Genomic DNA, 20,764 nt, shown 5'->3' with positions numbered 1-20,764 from the left:
TGCCCTGCTCCCCGTAAAATCTCTCGTTTGCATGGCACTGTCACCAGACACGGCCCTGCCGCGGCCATACCGGCCACCGCCACCCGATTCCCAGCCTCCCATACCTGCCATGACCGACACCGTCGCCCAGCCCGGCCTCCAGGCCCTGTCCAAGTCCTTCGAGCCCTCGGCCATCGAGCGCCAGTGGGGCCCCGAGTGGGAAAAGCGCGGCTATGGCGTGGCCGGTTTCCGTGGCACCGGCGCTGCCCAGGCGGGCGCGCCCTCCTTCGCCATCCAGTTGCCGCCGCCCAACGTCACGGGCACGCTGCACATGGGCCACGCCTTCAACCAGACCATCATGGACAGCCTCACCCGCTACCACCGCATGATGGGCTTCAACACCGTGTGGGTGCCGGGCACCGACCACGCGGGCATTGCCACGCAGATCGTGGTGGAGCGCCAGTTGCAAGGCCAGGGCATCAGCCGCCACGACATGGGCCCCACGCCCGAAGAAGCGCGCAAGAACTTCGTGGCCAAGGTGTGGGAATGGAAGGAGCAGTCCGGCAACACCATCACTACGCAAATGCGCCGCATGGGCGACAGCGTGGACTGGAGCCGCGAGTACTTCACCATGGACGACAAGCTGTCCAAGGTGGTGACCGAAACCTTCGTCAAGCTCTACCAGCAAGGCCTCATCTACCGTGGCAAGCGCCTGGTCAACTGGGACCCGGTACTCAAGACCGCCGTGTCCGACCTGGAAGTGGAAAGCGAAGAAGAAGACGGCTCGCTCTGGCACATTGCCTACCCCCTGGCCAGCGGTGAAGGCCAGCTGGTGGTGGCCACCACCCGCCCCGAAACCCTGCTGGGTGACGTGGCCGTGATGGTCCACCCCGAAGACGAGCGCTACGCACACCTGATCGGCCAGTACGTGAAACTGCCTCTGTGCGACCGCGAAATCCCCGTGATCGCCGACGCCTACGTGGACCGCGAATTCGGCACCGGCGTGGTCAAGGTCACCCCCGCGCACGACGCGAACGACTACGCCGTCGGCCAGCGCCACCAGCTGCCCATCATTGGCGTGCTGGCACTCGACGCCACCATCAACGACAACGCCCCCGCCAAGTACCGCGGACTGGACCGCTTCGTCGCCCGCAAGCAGGTCGTGGCCGACCTGGAAACCGCCGGCCTACTGGTGGAAGTGAAGAAGCACAAGCTCATGGTGCCGCGCTGCGCGCGCACTGGCCAGGTGGTTGAGCCCATGCTGACCGACCAGTGGTTCGTGGCCATGAGCAAGGTGAGCGAGCAGGACCTCACGGGCAAGAGCATTGCCCAGAAGGCCATCGACGCCGTGGCCAGCGGCCAGGTCAGCTTCGTGCCCGAAAACTGGGTCAACACCTACAACCAGTGGATGAACAACATCCAGGACTGGTGCATTTCCCGCCAGTTGTGGTGGGGCCACCAGATCCCCGCCTGGTATGACATCGAAGGCAACGTCTACGTGGCGCGTGACGCCGAAGACGCCCAGGCACAGCTCCAGGCCTACGCGCAGCACCTGGGCGAATCGCAGCGCCAGCAGGTACTCAACGGCGGCCTCTCGCGCGACCCCGACGTGCTCGACACCTGGTACTCCAGTGCGCTGGTGCCCTTCTCCACCCTGGGCTGGCCCGAGGCTTTGCAAGACAGCTCCGCCACCAAGGACTACGACCTGTACCTGCCCAGCACCGTGCTGGTCACCGGCTACGACATCATCTTCTTCTGGGTCGCCCGGATGATCATGATGACCACGCACTTCACCGGCCGCGTGCCGTTCAGGCACGTGTACATCCACGGCCTGGTGCGCGACGCGCAAGGCAAGAAGATGAGCAAGTCCGAAGGCAACGTGCTCGACCCGGTGGACCTGATCGACGGCATTGAACTGGCCCCGCTGCTGGACAAGCGCACCACCGGTCTGCGCAAGCCTGAAACCGCACCGCAAGTGCGCAAGGCCACCGAGAAGGAATTCCCTGAAGGCATTCCCGCCTACGGCGCCGACGCACTGCGCTTCACCTTCGCCGCGCTCGCCAGCCTGGGCCGCAGCATCAACTTCGACAGCAAGCGCTGCGAGGGCTACCGCAACTTCTGCAACAAGCTCTGGAACGCCACCCGCTTCGTGCTGATGAACTGCGAAGGCCATGACTGCGGCCTGAGCGAACACAGCGCCGACGCCTGCGTGCCCGGTGGCGGCTACCTGCACTTCAGCCAGGCCGACCGCTGGATCGTCTCGCGCCTGCAGCGCGTGGAAGCCGAGGTTGCCAAGGGCTTTGCCGAATACCGCCTGGACAACGTGGCCAACACCATCTACGAATTCGTCTGGAACGAGTTCTGCGACTGGTACCTCGAAATCGCCAAGGTGCAGATCAACACCGGCAACGCCGAGCAGCAGCGCGGCACCCGCCGCACCCTGATCCGCACGCTGGAAACTATTCTGCGTCTGGCCCACCCGATCATCCCCTTCATCACCGAGGAGCTGTGGCAGAAGGTGGCCCCCGTGGCAGGCCGCACTGGCGATTCGGTGAGCGTGGCGGCCTACCCCGTGAGCCAGCCCGAGCGCATCGACGAGCAGGCCGAAGCCCACGTGGCCCAGCTCAAGGCTCTGGTGGATGCCTGCCGCAACCTGCGCGGTGAAATGAACGTGTCACCCGCCCAGCGCCTGCCGCTGTACGCGGTGGCGGGCAGCCCGGCCGGTGCCGCCTTCCTGCAAGACATTGCCCCCGTGCTGCAGGCCCTGGCCAAGCTGAGCGAGGTGAAGGTGTTTGCCGACGAGGCCAGCTGGAGCGCCGCCGCACAGGCCGCACCCGTGGCCGTGGTGGGCGACGCACGCCTGTGCCTGTTCATGGAAATCGACGTGGCAGCCGAGAAAGCCCGCCTGGGCAAGGAAGTGGCCCGCCTGCAGGGCGAAATCGCCAAGGCCAATGGCAAGCTGGGCAACGAGGCCTTTGTGGCCAAGGCGCCGCCAGCGGTGATCGAGCAGGAGAAAAAGCGCGTGGCCGAGTTCGGCGCCACGCTGGCGCGGCTGCAGGAACAGTTGCAGCGCCTGGGGGCTTGACGCCCCCCACAAACCAGAAAGGCCGCTGATCAGCGGCCTTTTTCCTGAGCGGAGCTCAGCGGCGGCGCAGCACCGTCACGTAGTCCGGCCCGGTGGTGTCCTGCTCCACCAGCTCGTTGCCGGTCTGCTTGGCAAAGGCCTGGAAGTCACGCACCGAACCGGTGTCGGTGGCAATCACCTTCAGGGTCTGGCCGCTGGTCATTTCCGCCAGGGCTTTCTTGGCTTTGAGGATGGGGAGCGGGCAGTTCAGGCCGCGTGCGTCGAGTTCTCGGTCTGCGTTCATGGTTCGGTTCCTGTTTAACGACGCATTTTAAGGGGGGCGGGGTAACTTTGCCGATTGATCAAGAACCCCCACGCTTCGCTGTCAGCGCCAGCAATGAATCTCAGTTGGCAGACAGCTCCATGAAGCGCGGCTCGATGCCCCGCGAGCGCAGCCAGTCGGCCAGCGCCCAGCCGGTGCCAGCTGGCCAGCAGATCACATCCTTGGGGTCGAACAGCTTGTATTCGGCCAGCTCGGGCGACAGGCATACCTCGCCATGCGCCACGGCGTGGTAGGTGATGATCACCTGGTTCATGCGCTGGAAATCGTGCACACCCACCAGTGCCAGCCGCTCCACGGTCAGGCCGGTTTCCTCCAGCACCTCGCGGCGTATGCCTTCTTCAGGACTTTCACCAGCCTCCATGAAGCCGGTGATCAAGGCAAACATGCGCTGCGTCCAAGCCGCATTGCGCGCCAGCAGCACTTTGCCGTCCAGCTCCACAATGGCCGCCAGCACCGGCACCGGGTTGTTCCAGTGTGTCCAGCCGCAGGCCGGGCAACGCAAACGCGTCTTGGGCCCGCCGTCCTCCAGCAGTTCGATCTGCGCCAAAACCGTGGCACAGACAGGGCAATGGCGCAGATCGCTCAAAGGGGCTCCTGCAGCGCAGTTCAGGCCGGGAACACGCCGGTGGACAGGTAGCGGTCCCCCCTGTCGCACACCACGAAGACGATGGTGGCGTTCTCCACCTGCTGCGCGATCTGCTGTGCCACCCAGCAGGCACCTGCGGCAGAAATGCCCGCAAAGATGCCCTCTTCGCGCGCCAGGCGCCGGCACATCTCCTCAGCGTCGGGCTGGCTCACGTAGACCAGCTCGTCCACGTGGGACGGGTCGTAGATCTTGGGCAGGTACTCCTGCGGCCACTTGCGGATGCCCGGAATGCGCGAGCCCTCGCTGGGCTGCGCACCGATGATGCGGATGGCGGGGTTCTTTTCCTTGAGGAAGCGCGACACCCCGGTGATGGTGCCGGTGGTACCCATGGCGCTGACGAAATGGGTGATCTGCCCGCCGGTCTGTTCCCAGATTTCGGGGCCCGTGGTTTCGTAGTGGATGCGCGGGTTGTCGGGGTTGGCAAACTGATCCAGCACACGGCCCTTGCCGTCCTTCTGCATCTGCTCGGCCAGGTCGCGCGCGTACTCCATGCCTCCGCTCTTGGGCGTGAGGATCAGTTCCGCGCCAAAGGCCTTCATGGTCTGGGCACGCTCAATACTCAGGTCCTCGGGCATGATGAGCACCATGCGGTACCCCTTGATGGCCGCAGCCATGGCCAGTGCAATGCCGGTGTTGCCCGATGTGGCTTCGATCAGCGTGTCGCCCTGCTTGATCTCGCCGCGCTCCTCGGCGCGCTGGATCATCGACAGGGCCGGCCGGTCCTTCACCGAACCGGCGGGGTTGTTGCCCTCCAGCTTGCCCAACACCACGTTGCCACGTGCACGGTTCGGCTCGGCGCCGATGCGCTGCAGTGCCACCAGCGGCGTGTTGCCGATGGCACCTTCGATGGTCTGGTAGACGCGCGGGGTTTTGGGCTTGGCGCTGCGCCGTGCAGCGTTGCTGGATGCAGATTTCATGGATCGTTTTGTTCTGGGCAACCGGAAGTGCCCCTTCACTGTGCCATAATTTCGGCTTACCCTAAAGCCGGAGTGGCGAAATTGGTAGACGCAGCAGATTCAAAATCTGCCGGTGGAGACACCGTGCCGGTTCGAGTCCGGCCCCCGGCACCATCAAAAAAGCCTAAGTAGTTGATCTACTTGGGCTTTTTCCTTTGTAGCGAGCTTCTTTGTGGTAGAAACTGTGGTAGTTCTGCCCCATGCTCCTGACATTTGGCCCCTTGCAAGTGAAGATCAAGTACACCTACACCCGAGGTAACACTGTCTTCTACCAACGTGCCGTCCCCGCTGATCTGCACGACCGTTACCCGAACAAAAACGTCAAAGTCAACCTGAAGACCTCGGACCCGCTCAAAGTGGCCCGAAAGGTTGAGCGACTCAACAGGCACTACGAGTCCGAGTGGGAGGCCATGAGGACTGCGCCTGAACTTTCACCAAAGGCACTGGCAGTCCATGCGGACAAGTGGCTTGAGGGATGGGGACTGAAGCCGTTCAGTCAGGACAACGATCCGATGGCGCTGGAACTCCTGCGTGACCACATTGACGAGAAAAAACAAGAGTGGGCAGCAAGGCAGGAAGACCCAGAACACGCCTACGAGTATGCGGATTCGGAGCAGTATCTGACACCAGTAGAGATCGAGGCTGGTCGAAGATTGTCTGGCAAGAAGGACACCCGCTTATCTGATGCACTAGCCCTGTACCTCAGCGTTCACAAACGCCGCAACAATGCGAAGTTCGTTGAGGACCAGACCCGGACGATGAACGGCCTGACTGCTATCGTTGGCGATAAGCCCATAGACACATTCGTCAGGGCAGACGCTCGCCTGTACGTAGAGAAGTGCCTAGAAGCTGGGCAGAAGACAACAACTGTCAGGCGTCGGTTGAATGTGCTGACTGCCATCTTCAACACATGGATTCACGAAAACAGCCTAACGATAGCTAACCCCTTCGCCCGGCTTGCCATACCCGATGAGGGCAAGGACAAGGTCAAGCGCAAGGTGTTCACAGGCGATGAGCTTCAGACCATCTATCGCCAGTGTCAATCGCTTGATGATGACCTTCGCTGGCTGGTAGCCTTGATGATCGACACTGGGCCAAGGATTGCTGAAGTGGCTGGCTTGGCCTTGTCTGACATCGTGCTTGATCACCCAGTCCCCCACATCGTCATTCAGGAACACCCTTGGCGCTCTCTCAAGAACGAAGGCAGCGCCCGTAAGGTGCCACTGGTGGGTGCGTCCCTATGGGCCGCGCAGCGGATCGTGAGCAGCGTCAGGCCGGGGCAGCGGTTCGCCTTTCCTCGCTACACCTCCGACAAGGGGTGCAAGGCCGACTCAGCCTCAGGTGCAGCCAACAAGTTCATCAGGCAGGCTGTCACGGACGGCACCTCCCATTGCTTCCGCCACACACTCGCTGACAGACTTCGTAACGCTGGGTGTCCAAGAGAGGTGCTTTTTGCCATCGACGGTCATGCGTCAAAAGATGTGGGGGACAAGTACGGGTATGGTCATGGGCTTGAGATCAAGCGTGAGTGGCTGGAAAAGGTGGGGCTATAGGTCAGTAAAAAAAACCTCCCATGACAGCCTGTTTTTGGACAGGCTCCCCGAAGAAGGGGCAGAGGTCATGAGAGGTTGACGAGGTTAGAACTGGATCGTGAGTAAATCATCATCACCACCAACTGTTCGGTAACACTGTAGGGAACCTAAGGTGAAACTGAAGAGGAAGTCTTCACCAGCCACCTTAGATTCCCCGCTACCCAGCACACCCCATGACTTGATGGGTCGTCCGAGTTCGACAGGGGGCTACCACCTCCCCTACCTCTCGTGTCTGATGTTCCCCCCGGTGCGGTGGGTCAACTACCCGTTTGGGGTAGGACCACGGTCCACAACGAAGAGTCAGAGACGTAAAGTGCCAGTTAGCGGGAACGAGTACGCAGTCTTCACCGAGCGCACCTTGAGTTCCCCGGGGGAGTTTCTCCCCCATAACTGTGTGGTAATAGCGTGACTGTGATCGATGGATGCCCCAGAACAGAAGCCACCATAAAGCCACCCAAAAGCCATGAGGAGCCGTTTTTGATTGAGATGGAACCCACCCTACTCAAAGCGAAGAAAAAGGCCATAGCGGGCCTCTGAGCGGCTTTTTGGGCTTCCTGCACAGATGATGCCGTCTATCGAGCAGGCAAAGCGGACCTCAACGCCTGACACGCCCTCTTGACCGATGCCGTCGAGATACCGAAGTGATCCGCCGTGGCCTTGATGCTGGCGCTGCTGTCGTCTCGCCACTGGGCCACCGTGGCATCGTCGATCACCTTCTCTCGCCCAAGGTTCTTACCTTCAGCCCTCGCCCTCTCAATCCCGGCCATCTGTCGGGCCTTGATGTTGTCCCTCTCCAGCTTCGCCACAGCGGCAAGCATGGTGAGCATGAACTCTCCTGCTGGGGTTGCCAAGTCGAACCCCTCCCGCATGGACACCAAGGACACCCCCTTGGCCTTGAGCGTTTCGACCGTGGTCAGTACGTCGATGGTGTTGCGTCCGAGTCGATCGATGGCTGTCACGATCACTGTGTCACCCTCCCGCACATAGGCCAGAAGCTGGGCCATAGCGGGCCTCTGAGCGGCTGGAATGGCTCCAGACACCCCAACTTCCCTGAACCATTTGGAAACGCTGTAGCGGGCCTCTATGTCCCTCTTCTGGTTCTCCGTGGTCTGATCATCGGTGCTGACACGGAGATAGGCAATCACTGCTGACATGGGTCACTCTCTCCTGCAAGTACACATAGGATCAAAACCTATGGCTCAAATTGTGCAGGGTGGCTCATTGAATGTCAACAGCTTTGATCCAGCATGAAGGGTGGCCCCGAAGGATGGCTTATGAGGTGTACCTTGTGACCTAAGCTTCTTAAAATCTCACCCGTTTTTTGCTCTGGGAAGGAGATTGTTTCCGTGTCATATCGAATGGGTTGGCTTGCCACTATCCCCGGCGTATTGTTTATGCTGTTTTTTTGGGGTGGACTGTTTTACTGGTACTGGCTTGCTTACCAGTTGGGCAGTTGGGGAATGTTCTTCATGACAGTGTTCCCACCAACTACCGTGGTTGCGGTCGTCACAGGGGCTTGGTCTTTGGTGTTCGATGTGCCAGCGTGGGTAATTGGTACTTTTGGGTGACCGTGACCCGGCTACCGGGGGGATACGCTGTTAGCGCTTACGGTGGGGATGGCTCCAAAATTTATGTTGAATATTTCGGAGCGCCACACGCAAACGCCACATCGCCACTTGGCACACCTACCCCAGAAAGCCGCGTGGTATGATTCGTGGTAGTTCGTCAATGACAACCGCAAAGAAGTGCTTGAAAATCAAACACTTAGGCAGTTGCTTGATGTGCCGAAGCTCCGGCCCCCGGCACCAGATCGCAAGGGCAGCATCCAAAAGATGCTGCCCTTTTTTCATGTCTGCAACGGTGCCGTGGCCAGCCCTTCGCGCACCGTCGGGTAACGCAGCCGCAGGCGCAGCTCCTTCTTCATGCGCTCGTTGCGCAGGCGGCGCGATTCGTTCATGAAGCTCAACACCATCAGCGACAGGCGCTGTTCCGCCCCTTCTCGCGCAATGCGCTCAGGGCGAGGCAGGCCGTACAAGTCGGCCGCCAGGTCAAAGTAGTCCCCCATCAGCATTTCTGTGTCGTCGCTCACGTTGAAGACACGCTGCCCCCTGGGCCGCCATAGGGCGGCCACGCAGGCCCGCGCCAGGTCGTCCGCGTGGATGTGGTTGGTGAACACGTCGTCCTCGGGCCGCAGCACCGGGGTGCCGCGCAACAGGCGCTCGCGCGGTGTGCCGCCCTCGCGGTCTGGCGCGTAGATACCAGGAATGCGCAGCAGGGTCACGGGCACGCCAAAGGCGCGGCCATACCAGCGCAGGGTCTGCTCCGCATCCACCCGGCGCAACCCTCGCGGCGTGGTCGCGCCAGTGTCTCGTGTCTCGCTCACCCACTCGCCACCGCAGTCGCCATACACGCCCGAGGTGGAGCCGTACACCAGCGCCGCGGGCCGGCCACGCGTGGACAGCGCGCGCGTCAGGGCGCGCGTGCGGGGGTCCTGGCGCCAGTCCGCCAGGTTTTCGGTAGGGGGTGGCGCCAGGTGCAGCACCCGCGTGGCCACACCGGCCAGGCGGCGCAGGCTGGCTGGGTCGTCGAGGTTGCCTTGCAACGGCGTGATGCCCGCCTGCCGCAACCCTTGCACACGCTCGGGCGAAGAAGTCAACGCCAGCACACGTGCGCGTTTGCCCGCGCCCAGCACCTGGTGGCTGCGCAAACCCACGTCACCACATCCCACGATCAAGACCCGCTCGCGGCGGAACCGCGCGGGCAAAGCACCCATCCAGACCATGCGCCTCACCAAATTTGAGAAAATCCAACGTTTACGGAGCCAGAACGGCCCCGCACCGCAACACTCAGCAGTATGACATTCACCATTACCGTCCAGCCCAGCGGGCGCACCTTCACCTCCAACCCCGACGAAGCCATCCTGGCCGCAGGCATCCGCCAGGGCATTGGCCTGCCCTACGGTTGCAAGGACGGCGCCTGTGGCTCGTGCAAGTGCAAGAAGCTCGAAGGCACCGTGGTGCACGGCACCCACCAGACCAAGGCGCTCAGCCCCGAAGAGGAAGCCGCTGGGTTCGTGCTGACCTGCTGCGCCACCGCCACCAGCGACGTGGTGCTGGAATCCAAGCAAGTGACCGAAGCAGGCGCCTTCCCCATCAAGAAGATGCCGGTACGCGTCAACAGCCTGGAGCGCGCGTCCCACGACGTGGTGATCCTCAAGCTCCAGCTGCCCGCCAGCGACACCTTCCAGTACCACGCGGGCCAGTACGTCGAATTCATCCTGCGCGACGGCGCGCGCCGCAGCTACTCCATGGCCACCGCCCCGCACCTGCAGCAAACCCAGCCGGGCATGGAGCTGCACATCCGCCACATGCCGGGGGGCAAGTTCACCGACCACGTCTTCGGCGCCATGAAGGAAAAGGAAATCCTGCGCATCGAAGGCCCCTACGGCAGCTTCTTCCTGCGCGAAGACAGCGACAAGCCCATCGTCCTGCTGGCCTCCGGCACGGGCTTTGCGCCCATCAAGGCCTTGATCGAACACATGCAGCACAAGGGCATCACGCGCCCCACCACGCTGTACTGGGGCGGCCGCCGCCCGGCCGACCTGTACCAGAACGCCTGGGTCGAGGCGCAATGCGCCACCATGCCCAACCTGCGTTACGTGCCCGTGGTGTCCGATGCCCTGCCCGAGGACAACTGGACCGGCCGCACAGGTTTCGTCCACCAGGCCGTGCTGCAGGACTTCCCCGACCTGTCGGGCCACCAGGTGTACGCTTGCGGCGCGCCCATTGTGGTTGAATCCGCACACCGCGACTACGTGGCGGCTGGCCTGCCTGACGAGGAGTTCTACGCCGACTCCTTCACCTCGGAGAAAGACAAGCACCCCGCTGCCTGACCGCCCAGCCAATCACGACAACCAGGAGACGACACGATGCAACGCCGACAACTGATCCAGACCAGCCTGGCCCTAGCGGCCACAGCCGCAACGCCGTGGGTACACGCCCAGGCGGGCAAGGTCACGCGCATCATCGTGCCGTTCGCGGCGGGCGGCCCCATCGACGTGACCGCTCGCATTCTGGCCGAACAGGTGCGTGACCAGCTCGGCGGGCCCGTGATCATCGAGAACCGCCCGGGTGCCGGCGGCAACATTGGCATGGAAGCGGCCGCCAAGGCGGCCCCCGACGGTCTGACGCTGGGCATTGCCACCACCGCGTCGCACGGCATCAATCCCTGGCTGTTCGCCAAGCTGCCTTATGACCCGGCCAAGGACTTCCAGCCCGTCACCCAGATGCTGCGCGTGCCCAACGTGCTGGTGGTCAACGCCGAGACCGCACAGCGGCTGGGCATCCAGACGCTGGCGGACCTGGTGAAATACGCCAAGGCCAACCCCGCCAAACTCAACTACGGTTCAGGCGGCAACGGCAGCGCCGGGCATCTGGCGGGCGAGCTTTTCAAGAACCAGGCCGGCATTTTTGCGCTGCACATCCCCTACAACGGCGGCAACCCCGCCCAGGTGGCGCTGCTGTCGGGCCAGGTGGATTTCAACTTCGACAACCTGGCCACGGCCGCCCCGAACATCCGCGCGGGCAAGCTGAAGGCTCTGGCGGTGACGACAGCGCAGCGCAGCCCGGCGATGCCCGACATTCCCACCGTCGCCGAGACCTATCCGGGCTTCGAGATCGACACCTGGTGGGGGCTGGTGGTGCCCGCCGCCACACCTGCCGACGTGGTCGCACGGCTGAACCAGGTGTTCGCCCAGGCCCTGCGCGCGCCCGAGGTGAAGGCCCGCTTCGCCAACCTGATGGCCGAACCTGCCCCCACGACGCCGCAGGCCTTTGGCGCCTTCATGGAGCGCGAGCGCGCCAAGTACCAGCGCGCGGTCAAGATCAGCGGCGCGACCGTGAGCTGACCAGGACGGCAGCGGCCTGGCCGCTGCCCTACTCCTCCAGCAGGCGCTTCACGTCTGCGGCCAGGCCCTCGGCCCCGCTGGCGTAGCGGTGGTACAGCCGCACGCGCCCTTGCGGGTCGAACACATAGCTGCCCGCCGAGTGGTCCATGGTGTAAGACGTTGGGGTCTTGCCGTCCACTTTCTTGTAGTAGACCTTGAACGACTTGGCCACTTCGGGCAACTGGTCAGCCTCGGCGTACAGCGCCAGGAAAGACGGGTCGAAGCTCGCCATGTACTCGCGCATGATCTCGGGGGTGTCGCGCTCGGGGTCCACGCTCACGAACAAGCCTTGCAGCTTGTCCCCCAAGGGGCCCAGCAGCGCCTTGGCCTGGGCCAGCTCGGTCATCGAGGTCGGGCAGACGTCCGGGCATTGCGTGTACCCGAAGAAGATCACAACCACCTTGCCGCGAAAGTCCTCCAGCGTGCGCTTCTGGCCGTTGTGGTCGGTCAGGCTGAAGCCCGTGGCGTAGTCCGCCCCGGTGATGTCGATGCCCTGAAAGGCAGGCTTCTCGCTGCAGCCGCTGGCAAGCAGCGCGGCCAGTGCCACGCCGCCCAGCAGGCCGCGCAAGGCACGGCGGCGCCCCGTGGGTTCGCTGGAGGTTTTCATCAGTCTCATACCAGGTAGTGATCCACCAGCATGGCCGCGAACAGCAGCGACAGGTGGATCAGGGAAAAGCGGAAAGTCTTGCGCGCGAGCTGGTCGGAATAGTTGCGCCACAGCGCGAACGCATAGGCACAGAAGCCCAGGTTGAGCAGCACGGCCGCCACCAGGTAGAACCAGCCATTCATGCGCATCACGAACGGCAGCAGGCAAGCCGCGAACAGGATCAGCGTGTACAGCACGATCTGCAAGCGCGTGAACTCGGAACCGTGGGTCACCGGGAGCATCGGCAGACCTGATTTGCGGTAGTCCTCCACCCGGTACAAGGCCAGCGCCCAGAAGTGCGGCGGCGTCCACAGGAAGATGATGAGGAAGAGGATGAGCGATTCAGGCGTGACAGCGTCGGCCATGGCGGCCCACCCCAGCACGGGCGGCATGGCGCCGGAAGCCCCGCCAATGACGATGTTCTGCGGCGTGAGCGGCTTGAGCACCACCGTGTAGATGACCGCATACCCGACGAAGGTGGCGAAGGTCAGCCACATCGTCAACGGGTTGACCCACACGTAGAGGATGACCGAACCGATGGCGCAAAGAATGGCGGAAAAGGTCAGTGTCTGCGCGTTGGTCAACTCGCCCTTGGCGGTCGGGCGCCAGGCGGTGCGTTTCATCTTGGCGTCGATGTGCTGCTCGACCACGCAATTGAAGGCGGCGGCAGCGCCTGCCACCAGCCAGATGCCGAAACACGCAACCGCGGCCAGCACCACCTGCTCCCACGAAGGCAAGCCAGGCACGGCCAAGACCATGCCGATGAGGGCACAGAACACGATGAGCTGGATCACACGCGGCTTCATGAGCGCGTAGAACTGCCGCCACGTGGGGGGCAGCGGGGTGGACAGGGACAGGTCAGGGCTGCTCATGCGGGTTGCTCGTCGGGCAGGGTTGAAGCGCGCCCCTGTGGGGCTTTTACGGGCGACAGGACGGTGAGCCAGCCAGTCAGGATCACCACCAGGGCGGCCGCGCCCCCCGTGTGGGCCACGGCCGCCACCAGCGGCCATTCCAGCACCACGTTGGAAAGCCCCGTCAGCAGCTGCCAGCCGCCCAGGGCCAGCAGCCAGCGCGCATGACCTGCGTGACCTTGGCAGCGCAGGTGCCAGGCCATCGCCAGCAGAAGGGCAAGCACCAGATAGGCCATCAGCCGGTGCACGTAGTGGATGGCGGTGAGCGCGGCAAAAGGCAACGCTTCGCCCGAGCCTTGCACCCCCAGGTGGCGCCACAGTTCAAAGCCGCCGGAAAAGTCCATGGGCGGCCACCAGCTGCCCTGGCAGGTGGGGAAGTCGCGGCAGGCCAGCACGGCGTAGTTGGTGCTCACCCAGCCCCCCAGGGCGATCTGCAGCCACACCACTGCAAACAGGGCCCAAAGGGCGCGTCGGGTGAACACACTCCAGCCCAGGCCTTGCCGCGCCCAGCCTGCGACCGAACCGAAGGCCTGCCCGTAACGCACTGCCTGAACCCGGAGCAAGGCCAGCAACACCAACCCGCCCAGCAGGTGCATGGTCACGATCGCCGGGAACAGCTTCATGGTCACCGTCCAAGCCCCGAAAGCCCCCTGCAGACAGACCCACGCCAGCGTGACGAGCGGCCAGGCGACCGACACGTTCAGGCGCTTGCGTTCGATCCAGCCCACGCTGGCCATGACCAGGATAAGCACCCCCACCGCCGTTGCCAGGTAGCGGTGGATCATCTCGATCCAGGCCTTGGAAAAGGTGACCGGCCCGGTGGGCATCGCCTCCTGCGCCGCGGCGATGGAGACCTTGGCGCCAAAAGGGCTGGCACTGCCGTAGCAACCCGGCCAGTCGGGGCAGCCCAGGCCCGAATCCGTCAACCGCGTGAAGGCGCCAAACAGCACCAGATCGAAGGTCAGGAACAGCGTCAGGCCTGTGAGCCAGGCCAGGCGCTGCGCAGGGCTGGCATCGCGTTTGCGCAACCAGATCCATGCAAGCGGCCCCAGGGCGATCACCACGCCCAGCAGCATCATGCGCGCCACGGGCGCGTAGTCGTACAGCACCTGCTGATCCATGTTCAGCGCCCCGCCTGGTCCCAGAAGGTGGACGCCCGCAGCAGGCGCTCCAAGTCACGCCGCATGCGCGTGGGGTCGGCGTCTGCCGGGAAACGCATCATCCACTGCCCCAAAGGGTCGACCACGTAAAGGTGATCCTTCAGCTGCTGCCCGGCTGCGGGCTGGAGCCAGGAGGCAATGGCTGCCTCGTCCATGTGAAGCACGGCCGCCTGGGCCGTTGCCTTGCGCAAGGGTTCGCTCAATTCAACGCTGCCGGTGCGCAGCCAGACCCAGTCCAGGCGGTCCTTGTCCTTGCCCAGGCCTTCGCGCAGCTGCCGCTGCAGGTAGAGGTGGCGCTCGCACTGCGCGTCACAGGCGCTGTCGGCCACGCTCACGAACAGCCATTGGTCCTTGAGCGAGTCCAGCGGCACCGTCTGCCCCTTCAGGTCCACCGCCTGCAGGGCAGGCATGGCCACGGGCGGTTCAATCAGCTCGCCATAGTTACGGCGCCCCTCCGGACGCACCACGTAGTAGGTGAAGTAGGACGCGATCACCGGAGCGGCGCAGACCAGCAGCACCATGAGCATCTTCCAGCGGCCGGCGCGTGTGTCCGCCACCCTGCGGGCGCTTTCCGAACCGAGGTCGGGCATGTCGTAGACGGTCAACGTCAGCGGCTCGTCACGGGGCGCGGAGGCGGACGATGGCACAGGCTCAGGCTGCGCTGCGCCGGCGCGGGGCGATGAATTGGAACCAGACATACAGAAAAGCAATCAGTGCGCACAGGCCAAACCATTGGAAGGCATAGCCGTAGTGCTTGTGGACGTCGAGACCGACCCTTGGCCAATCGCGGAGCATGCCATCGGCGGCGCCTTGGGGCGCAGTCTGCTGAATGGAAGCAGGCAGCAGCGGCACGCGCCATTCTGCCGAAAAGGCGTCGAGTTCGATATTCTGCCGGATTGCCCCCTCCGGCGCCCCTTCGAACTGGTAATACTTGCTGGGCGGCGGGGCCAATCGGCCTGTCAGTTCGACGACTCCATCAGGGGTATCGATGGCAGGCAAGGCCAAGCGGTCATCAAAACGGCGGGCAACCCAGCCGCGCTGCACCAGGATGGCTGCCCCCTCGCCCACAGGGCGCAGCGGCGTCACCACGTAAAAACCAGCTCGCCCGTTCATCGTCCGGTTGTCCAGGAACACCGTGGCCTCGGGCACCCAGCGCCCCTGCAGCAGCACGCTCCGGTCATGCAGATCTGCCAGTGCGGCGGCGGCACCGGGCGCAGATGCCGCGTCCCGCAGCTCGCTCCACCCCAGCGCAGGCAACCCCTCGCGCGCATCCCGCTGCGCCTGCAGCGCTTCCTTCTGTGCCGCCCGGCCCAGCTGCCAAAAGCCCAAAGAAGCCGTCAAAGCCATGGCCAGCACCGCCGCCAGGGTGACGAGCCAGAAAGTTGCGCGCCGGGGTCGGGCAGGTACAGCAGTCATCGGATAATCCGGTACATGAAATATCTGGTCATCGGGGCCTTCGTGGCCATCATAGGCAGCCTTGCGGCAGCGCTGGTGTTCATGATGCGCAGCCCGCAGAACAACGCCGAAAGCGACGAGAAGAAAGCCAGGCGCATGGCCCGGGCCCTCGCGCTGCGGGTGGGTTTTTCCGTGCTGCTCTTCATCGTGGTGCTGCTCAGCTACCTTGCGGGCTGGATACAGCCCACCGGCCTGCCCTTGCGGTAACCACAAGCCTTTTCAAACAGCAAAAAAGCGCCCTGGGGCGCTTTTTTGTTGCCGTGTCAGCGTGCGGCAATATCAGAGCCAGTACACCAGGATGTAGAGACCCAGCCACACCACGTCCACGAAGTGCCAGTACCAAGCCGCGCCTTCGAAGCCGAAGTGACGCTCCTTGGTGAAATGGCCTTTCTGCAGACGCAGGGTGATCACGAGCAGCATCAGCATGCCCACGAACACGTGGAAACCGTGGAAGCCGGTCAGCATGAAGAAGGTGGAGCCGAAGACGCCGGAGCTGAGCTTCAGGTTCAGGTCGGCATAGGCGTGAGCGTATTCGTAGCCCTGCACGAACAGGAACACGACGCCCAGGATCACGGTGAGCCACATGAACGCGATGGTCTTGCTGCGGTTGCCGTCCTGCAGGGCATGGTGAGCGATCGTCAGCGTCACGCCAGAAGACAGCAGCAGCGCCGTGTTGATGGTGGGCAGCCAGAACGGGCCCATCGTCTGGAAGGGCTCGACGATGCCTGCGGGCGACGCGGTGGCGCCCGCCTGCATGCTCGGCCACACGGCCTGGAAGTCGGGCCAGATCAACGCGTTCTCGATGTTGCCCAGGGCAGGCACCGAGTGGGCACGGGCCCACCACAGCGCGGCAAAGAAGGCGCCGAAGAACATCACCTCGGAGAAGATGAACCAGCTCATGCTCCAGCGGTAGGAGATGTCGATCTTGCGGCCATACAGGCCACCTTCGCTCTCGGTCACCGCGTCACGGAACCACTGGTACAGGACGATCAGCCACCATGCCAGACCGAAGGCCACCGAGTACGGGCCCCAGCTGGCGCCATTGACCCACTGACCTGCGCCCAGGATCACGAAGAACAGGCCCATCGACGCGAGGACCGGGTGCCGGGACAGTCCCGGCACAAAGTAGTAAGGCGTCGTGCCGTGCGTTGTTGCTGACATGCTCACTCCTATTTGCTTTCGCTTATGAATTCAAAACCTTGACCGGACAGGGATGCCGCGCCGAGCGCTCACCCTGCCACCACATTCACCAATACCATCAGACCGATGACGAACACGAAGGTCAGGATCACGCCTGCCACCATGAGGTGCAAGGGCTTGAGCTGCGAGACATCCTCGTGGAAGTCCTTGCGCCGGCGTATACCCAGGAAACTCCAGAGCACGGCCTTCACTGTCCTCCACACGGAGGACCGCCCCTGCGGACCCTGTCGTGTCATACGCCCGCCCCACCGGCGGCCTCCTTCACGGCACCCTCGCCAGCCTTGGCCTGCGGGGGCATCGGGGTCTGCATGCCAACCTCAAAGAAGGTGTATGACAGCGTGATCGTCGTCACGTCCTTGGGCAAGCGCGGGTCGATGACAAAAGCCACCGGCCACTCCTTCTTCTCGCCCGGCGCCAGCGTGTACTGCGAGAAACAGAAACACTCCAGCTTGTTGAAATGACTCGCCGCCTGCCGCGGCGCGTAGCTCGGGATCGCCTGAGCGGACATCGTGCGGTTCTGGATGTTCTGGAACTGGTACATCACGGTGGTCAACTCACCGGGATGCACCTGCAGGGAACGGACCACGGGCTTGAAGTCCCAGGGGCCGCGCACGTTCGTGTCGAACTCCACCGTTACCAGCCTGGACGTATCCACCTGGGTGTTCGCAGGCATCTTGCCCTTCACACCGGGAACCTCACGCTCTGCCAGGGCCAGGATGTTCAGCCCGGTCACCTCACAGATGGCTCGGTAGATCGGCACGAGGGCGTACCCGAAGGCGAACATGCCGGCGGCAATCACCACCAGCTTGCCCGTCATGCGTAGGTTTTCTTTGCGCAGGCCCATATCGCTTGCGGTCAACGCCCGAAGTAAATCATCCTGACCATGAACCCGCCCATGAAGACGAGGGCCACCGACGCCAGGATCAGCGCCAGGCGGACATTCTTCTTGCGTTGCTCGGGAGTCATGGCCACGCTCATCAACCGATCACCTTGGTCGCCGTGGCGTCCAGCTTGGGCGGGTTCTCAAAGGTGTGGTGGGGGGCCGGGGACGGCACTTCCCACTCCAGACCTTCGGCAGCTTCCCAGGGTTTCTGGGGAGCCTTTTCACCACGGCCACGCATCACCGGCACCACGATGAACAGGAAGAAGAAGACCTGCATCAAGCCGAAACCGAATGCGCCGATGGACGACAGCATGTTGAAGTCAGCGAACTGCATGGGATAGTCGGCGTAGCGGCGGGGCATGCCGGCCAGACCCAGGAAGTGCTGCGGGAAGAAGGTCACGTTGAAGAAGATCAGCGAGAGCCAGAAGTGCGCCTTGCCCAGCGTTTCGTTGTACATGACGCCGCTCCACTTGGGCGCCCAGTAATAGAAACCGCCAAACAGGGCGAACAGCGAGCCAGCCACCATGGTGTAGTGGAAGTGGGCCACCACGTAGTAGGTGTCATGCAGGTTCTGGTCGATAGGCGCCATCGACAGGATCAGGCCCGTGAAGCCACCCATGGTGAACACGAAGATGAAGCCCACGGCCCACAGCATCGGGGTCTCGAAGGTCATCGAGCCCTTCCACATCGTGGCGATCCAGTTGAACACCTTCACACCCGTCGGCACGGCGATCAGCATGGTCGCGTACATGAAGAACAGCTGACCCGTCACCGGCATGCCGGTGGTGTACATGTGGTGGGCCCACACGATGAAGGACAGGATGGCGATGGAAGCGGTGGCGTAGACCATGGAGGTATAGCCGAACAGCTTCTTGCGGGCAAACGCCGGGATGATCTGGCTGACGATACCGAAAGCCGGCAGGATCAGGATGTACACCTCGGGGTGGCCGAAGAACCAGAAGATGTGTTGGTACATCACCGGGTCACCGCCGCCAGCGGGGTTGAAGAAGCTGGTGCCGAAGTGGCGGTCTGTCAGCGTCATCGTGATGGCGCCAGCCAGCACGGGGATCACGGCGATCAGCAGGTAGGCGGTGATCAGCCAGGTCCAGCAGAACATGGGCATCTTCATCAGCGTCATGCCGGGAGCGCGCATGTTCAGGATGGTCACGATGATGTTGATCGAGCCCATGATGGAGGAAGCACCCAGGATGTGCATCGCGAAGATCGCGGCATCCATGGAGGGGCCCATCTGCAGCGTCAGCGGCGCGTACAGCGTCCAGCCGGCGGCGGGTGCGCCACCCGGCATGAAGAAGCCCAGCGCCAGGATGATGGCAGCGGGAATCATCAGCCAGAAGCTGAAGTTATTCATCCGCGCGAATGCCATGTCGGACGCGCCGATCTGCAGCGGGATCATCCAGTTCGCGTAACCCACGAAGGCCGGCATGATGGCGCCGAACACCATGATGAGGCCGTGCATGGTGGTGAACTGGTTGAACAGCTCGGGGTTGACCAGTTGCAGGCCGGGCTGGAAGAGTTCAGCACGGATGCCCAGGGCCAGCACGCCGCCGAAGATCAGCATGGCAAAGCTGAACAGCAGGTACAGCGTACCGATGTCCTTGTGGTTGGTGGCGAACACCCAGCGGCGCCACCCCGTCGGAGCGTGGTGGTGATCGTGCGCGTCGTGGTGATCAAGAACTGCACTCATGTCGATATCCTCTTTATTTCAAGATCTGTCCGTGGTCACTTGCGCTCGGCCAGCACTTGCGCCGGTTGAACGATCTGATCGGTCTTGTTGGACCAGCTGTTCTTCGTGTACGTCATGACAGCAGCGATTTCGGTGTCCGACAGCTGCTTCCAGGCAGGCATGGCACCGCCAGCTGCGCCGTTGAGGAGCACGTCGAGCATGACTTTGTGGTCTGCGTTGGTCACGATGGTGGAGCCATCGAGCGCCTTGATCGGGCCAGCGCCCTTGCCGTTGGCCTGGTGGCAGGCAGCACAGTTGGCTGCGTACACGGACTCGCCACGCTTGATCATGTCGGACAGCGTCCAGACCTTGCTCGGATCGTCGGCCTTGGCGGCCATCAGTTTCTTCTGCTCTTCCACCCAGGCGGTGTACTGCTCGGCGGTCACCACCTTCACGTGGATGGGCATGTAGGCGTGCTCCTTGCCGCACAGCTCGGCGCACTGGCCGTAGAAGTCGCCGGTCTTCTCAGCACGGAACCAGGCGTCACGCACGAAACCGGGGATGGCATCCTGCTTCACGCCGAAAGCCGGCACCATCCAGGCGTGGATGACGTCGGTGGCAGTGGTGATGATGCGCACCTTCTTGCCCACGGGCACCACCAGGGGGTTGTCCACCTTCAGCAGGTAGTCGTCCACGCCAGGCTCGGGCTTGCCGCTGTTGGACATGACACGCTGGGCGTTGTCGAGCGTGGAGACGATGCCGATGCCTTCGCCTTCGCCCTTGAGGTAGTCGTAACCCCACTTCCACTGCATGCCGGTGGCCTTGATGGTGAGGTCGCTGTTGGTGGTGTCCTTCTGGGCCACCACCACCTTGGTGGCGGGCAGCGCCATGCCGATGACGATCAGCAGCGGCACGATGGTCCAGCCAAGTTCCACCCACAGGGGTTCGGGCAGTTCCTGCGCCTTGTGGCCAGCAGCCTTGCGGTGCTTGACGATGGAATAGAACATCACACCGAACACCAGCACGAAGATGACGGCGCACAGCGCCAGCATGAACCAGTGCAGGCCGTGCAGCTCTTCAGCGATGCGGGTGGCCGCCGGCTGGAAGTTGAGCCCGTTGACCTTGGGGCCGCCCGGCAGATCGTTGACGGCGTGGGCAGCCGGGGACAGCCATGCGGCGCTGCTGGCGACCAGCGCACCGATGGCCGTCTTGGCAGACGCCCATCGCTGATGTACAGAGTGACCTGTTTTTTTCATCGTGCTCACTTTTTTGCCTCAAATATAAGCATTGATTTATATCA

At 63.2% G+C, this 20,764-nt stretch carries 21 protein-coding genes and 1 tRNA gene; 6 read left to right on the top strand and 16 right to left on the bottom strand.

The features are described from left to right. Positions 1-109 precede the first annotated feature (109 nt). Positions 110-3,064, top strand: a complete 2,955-nt coding sequence (locus tag ACYVHH_RS13195; protein WP_460565636.1) for a valine--tRNA ligase — start codon at positions 110-112, stop codon at positions 3,062-3,064. A 55-nt stretch (positions 3,065-3,119) separates the two neighbouring features. On the opposite strand, the gene ACYVHH_RS13190 is transcribed toward ACYVHH_RS13195, so the two are convergent. The 3 genes from ACYVHH_RS13190 to cysM all read right to left on the bottom strand — a co-directional run bounded on the left by ACYVHH_RS13190 (position 3,120) and on the right by cysM (position 4,949). Then, complete coding sequence (locus ACYVHH_RS13190; RefSeq protein WP_460565635.1) at positions 3,120-3,347, bottom strand: sulfurtransferase TusA family protein; 228 nt, start codon at positions 3,345-3,347, stop codon at positions 3,120-3,122. Between the two features lie 100 nt (positions 3,348-3,447). Then, positions 3,448-3,972: an NUDIX domain-containing protein gene (locus ACYVHH_RS13185; RefSeq protein WP_460565634.1), complete on the bottom strand. Its 525-nt coding sequence runs from the start codon at positions 3,970-3,972 to the stop codon at positions 3,448-3,450. A gap of 20 nt (positions 3,973-3,992) precedes the next feature. Beyond that, positions 3,993-4,949 (bottom strand): cysteine synthase CysM, encoded by a 957-nt coding sequence (gene cysM / locus ACYVHH_RS13180; RefSeq protein WP_460565633.1) that lies wholly within the window; start codon positions 4,947-4,949, stop codon positions 3,993-3,995. A 66-nt stretch (positions 4,950-5,015) separates the two neighbouring features. Between cysM and ACYVHH_RS13175 the strand changes: the two genes are divergently transcribed. Both ACYVHH_RS13175 and ACYVHH_RS13170 read left to right on the top strand, forming a co-directional pair. Then, positions 5,016-5,102, top strand: a tRNA-Leu gene (locus ACYVHH_RS13175). 86 nt (positions 5,103-5,188) lie between these two features. Next, positions 5,189-6,541, top strand: coding sequence for a tyrosine-type recombinase/integrase (locus ACYVHH_RS13170; protein WP_460565632.1), 1,353 nt, complete (start codon positions 5,189-5,191; stop codon positions 6,539-6,541). Positions 6,542-7,152: 611 nt separating this feature from the next. Here ACYVHH_RS13170 and ACYVHH_RS13165 read toward each other — a convergent pair. Beyond that, positions 7,153-7,734, bottom strand: coding sequence for a recombinase family protein (locus ACYVHH_RS13165; RefSeq protein WP_460565631.1), 582 nt, complete (start codon positions 7,732-7,734; stop codon positions 7,153-7,155). Positions 7,735-8,426: 692 nt separating this feature from the next. Beyond that, entirely contained in the window at positions 8,427-9,362 is a 936-nt protein-coding gene (locus ACYVHH_RS13160) for an SDR family oxidoreductase (RefSeq protein ID WP_460565630.1), read from the bottom strand. Positions 9,363-9,434: 72 nt separating this feature from the next. Between ACYVHH_RS13160 and ACYVHH_RS13155 the strand changes: the two genes are divergently transcribed. Both ACYVHH_RS13155 and ACYVHH_RS13150 read left to right on the top strand, forming a co-directional pair. Beyond that, a complete protein-coding gene (locus ACYVHH_RS13155) occupies positions 9,435-10,472 on the top strand; it encodes a CDP-6-deoxy-delta-3,4-glucoseen reductase (protein ID WP_460565629.1) in 1,038 nt (345 codons plus the stop codon). Between the two features lie 36 nt (positions 10,473-10,508). Next, the gene (locus ACYVHH_RS13150; protein WP_460565627.1) at positions 10,509-11,486 is read left to right on the top strand and encodes a Bug family tripartite tricarboxylate transporter substrate binding protein; all 978 of its coding nucleotides are present in this window, start codon (positions 10,509-10,511) and stop codon (positions 11,484-11,486) included. 28 nt (positions 11,487-11,514) lie between these two features. Here the strand turns inward: ACYVHH_RS13150 and ACYVHH_RS13145 are convergent, their stop codons facing one another. The 5 genes from ACYVHH_RS13145 to ACYVHH_RS13125 are packed head-to-tail and all read right to left on the bottom strand — an operon-like array spanning position 11,515 to position 15,658. Further along, positions 11,515-12,132, bottom strand: coding sequence for an SCO family protein (locus tag ACYVHH_RS13145; protein WP_460565626.1), 618 nt, complete (start codon positions 12,130-12,132; stop codon positions 11,515-11,517). A 5-nt stretch (positions 12,133-12,137) separates the two neighbouring features. After that, positions 12,138-13,043 (bottom strand): heme o synthase, encoded by a 906-nt coding sequence (cyoE, locus tag ACYVHH_RS13140; protein ID WP_460565625.1) that lies wholly within the window; start codon positions 13,041-13,043, stop codon positions 12,138-12,140. Next, a complete protein-coding gene (locus ACYVHH_RS13135) occupies positions 13,040-14,203 on the bottom strand; it encodes a COX15/CtaA family protein (protein WP_460565624.1) in 1,164 nt (387 codons plus the stop codon). Before ACYVHH_RS13135 ends, cyoE begins: the two co-directional genes overlap by 4 nt. 2 nt (positions 14,204-14,205) lie before the next feature. Continuing rightward, a complete protein-coding gene (locus tag ACYVHH_RS13130; protein ID WP_460565623.1) occupies positions 14,206-14,940 on the bottom strand; it encodes an SCO family protein in 735 nt (244 codons plus the stop codon). Then, positions 14,894-15,658, bottom strand: a complete 765-nt coding sequence (locus tag ACYVHH_RS13125) for an SURF1 family protein (protein WP_460565621.1) — start codon at positions 15,656-15,658, stop codon at positions 14,894-14,896. Before ACYVHH_RS13125 ends, ACYVHH_RS13130 begins: the two co-directional genes overlap by 47 nt. 15 nt (positions 15,659-15,673) lie before the next feature. On the opposite strand from ACYVHH_RS13125, the gene ACYVHH_RS13120 reads away from it, so the two are divergent. Continuing rightward, positions 15,674-15,904: a twin transmembrane helix small protein gene (locus ACYVHH_RS13120; RefSeq protein WP_460565620.1), complete on the top strand. Its 231-nt coding sequence runs from the start codon at positions 15,674-15,676 to the stop codon at positions 15,902-15,904. A 72-nt stretch (positions 15,905-15,976) separates the two neighbouring features. On the opposite strand, the gene ACYVHH_RS13115 is transcribed toward ACYVHH_RS13120, so the two are convergent. From ACYVHH_RS13115 to coxB, 6 genes are all read right to left on the bottom strand, one after another. Beyond that, the gene (locus ACYVHH_RS13115; protein ID WP_460565619.1) at positions 15,977-16,858 is read right to left on the bottom strand and encodes a cytochrome c oxidase subunit 3; all 882 of its coding nucleotides are present in this window, start codon (positions 16,856-16,858) and stop codon (positions 15,977-15,979) included. Positions 16,859-16,926: 68 nt separating this feature from the next. Next, positions 16,927-17,133, bottom strand: coding sequence for a DUF2970 domain-containing protein (locus ACYVHH_RS13110; protein ID WP_460565618.1), 207 nt, complete (start codon positions 17,131-17,133; stop codon positions 16,927-16,929). After that, on the bottom strand, positions 17,130-17,741 hold the full coding sequence (locus tag ACYVHH_RS13105) for a cytochrome c oxidase assembly protein (RefSeq protein ID WP_460565617.1): 612 nt from the start codon (positions 17,739-17,741) through the stop codon (positions 17,130-17,132). Before ACYVHH_RS13105 ends, ACYVHH_RS13110 begins: the two co-directional genes overlap by 4 nt. A gap of 11 nt (positions 17,742-17,752) precedes the next feature. Beyond that, positions 17,753-17,863, bottom strand: coding sequence for a cytochrome oxidase small assembly protein (locus ACYVHH_RS13100; RefSeq protein ID WP_460565616.1), 111 nt, complete (start codon positions 17,861-17,863; stop codon positions 17,753-17,755). Between the two features lie 11 nt (positions 17,864-17,874). Beyond that, positions 17,875-19,485 (bottom strand): cytochrome c oxidase subunit I, encoded by a 1,611-nt coding sequence (gene ctaD, locus ACYVHH_RS13095; protein WP_460565615.1) that lies wholly within the window; start codon positions 19,483-19,485, stop codon positions 17,875-17,877. Positions 19,486-19,520: 35 nt separating this feature from the next. After that, on the bottom strand, positions 19,521-20,720 hold the full coding sequence (coxB, locus tag ACYVHH_RS13090) for a cytochrome c oxidase subunit II (RefSeq protein ID WP_460565614.1): 1,200 nt from the start codon (positions 20,718-20,720) through the stop codon (positions 19,521-19,523). Positions 20,721-20,764 lie beyond the last annotated feature (44 nt).

This window comes from Hydrogenophaga aquatica, from assembly GCF_054780915.1.
This window is presented reverse-complemented; position numbering and strand designations above follow the sequence as displayed.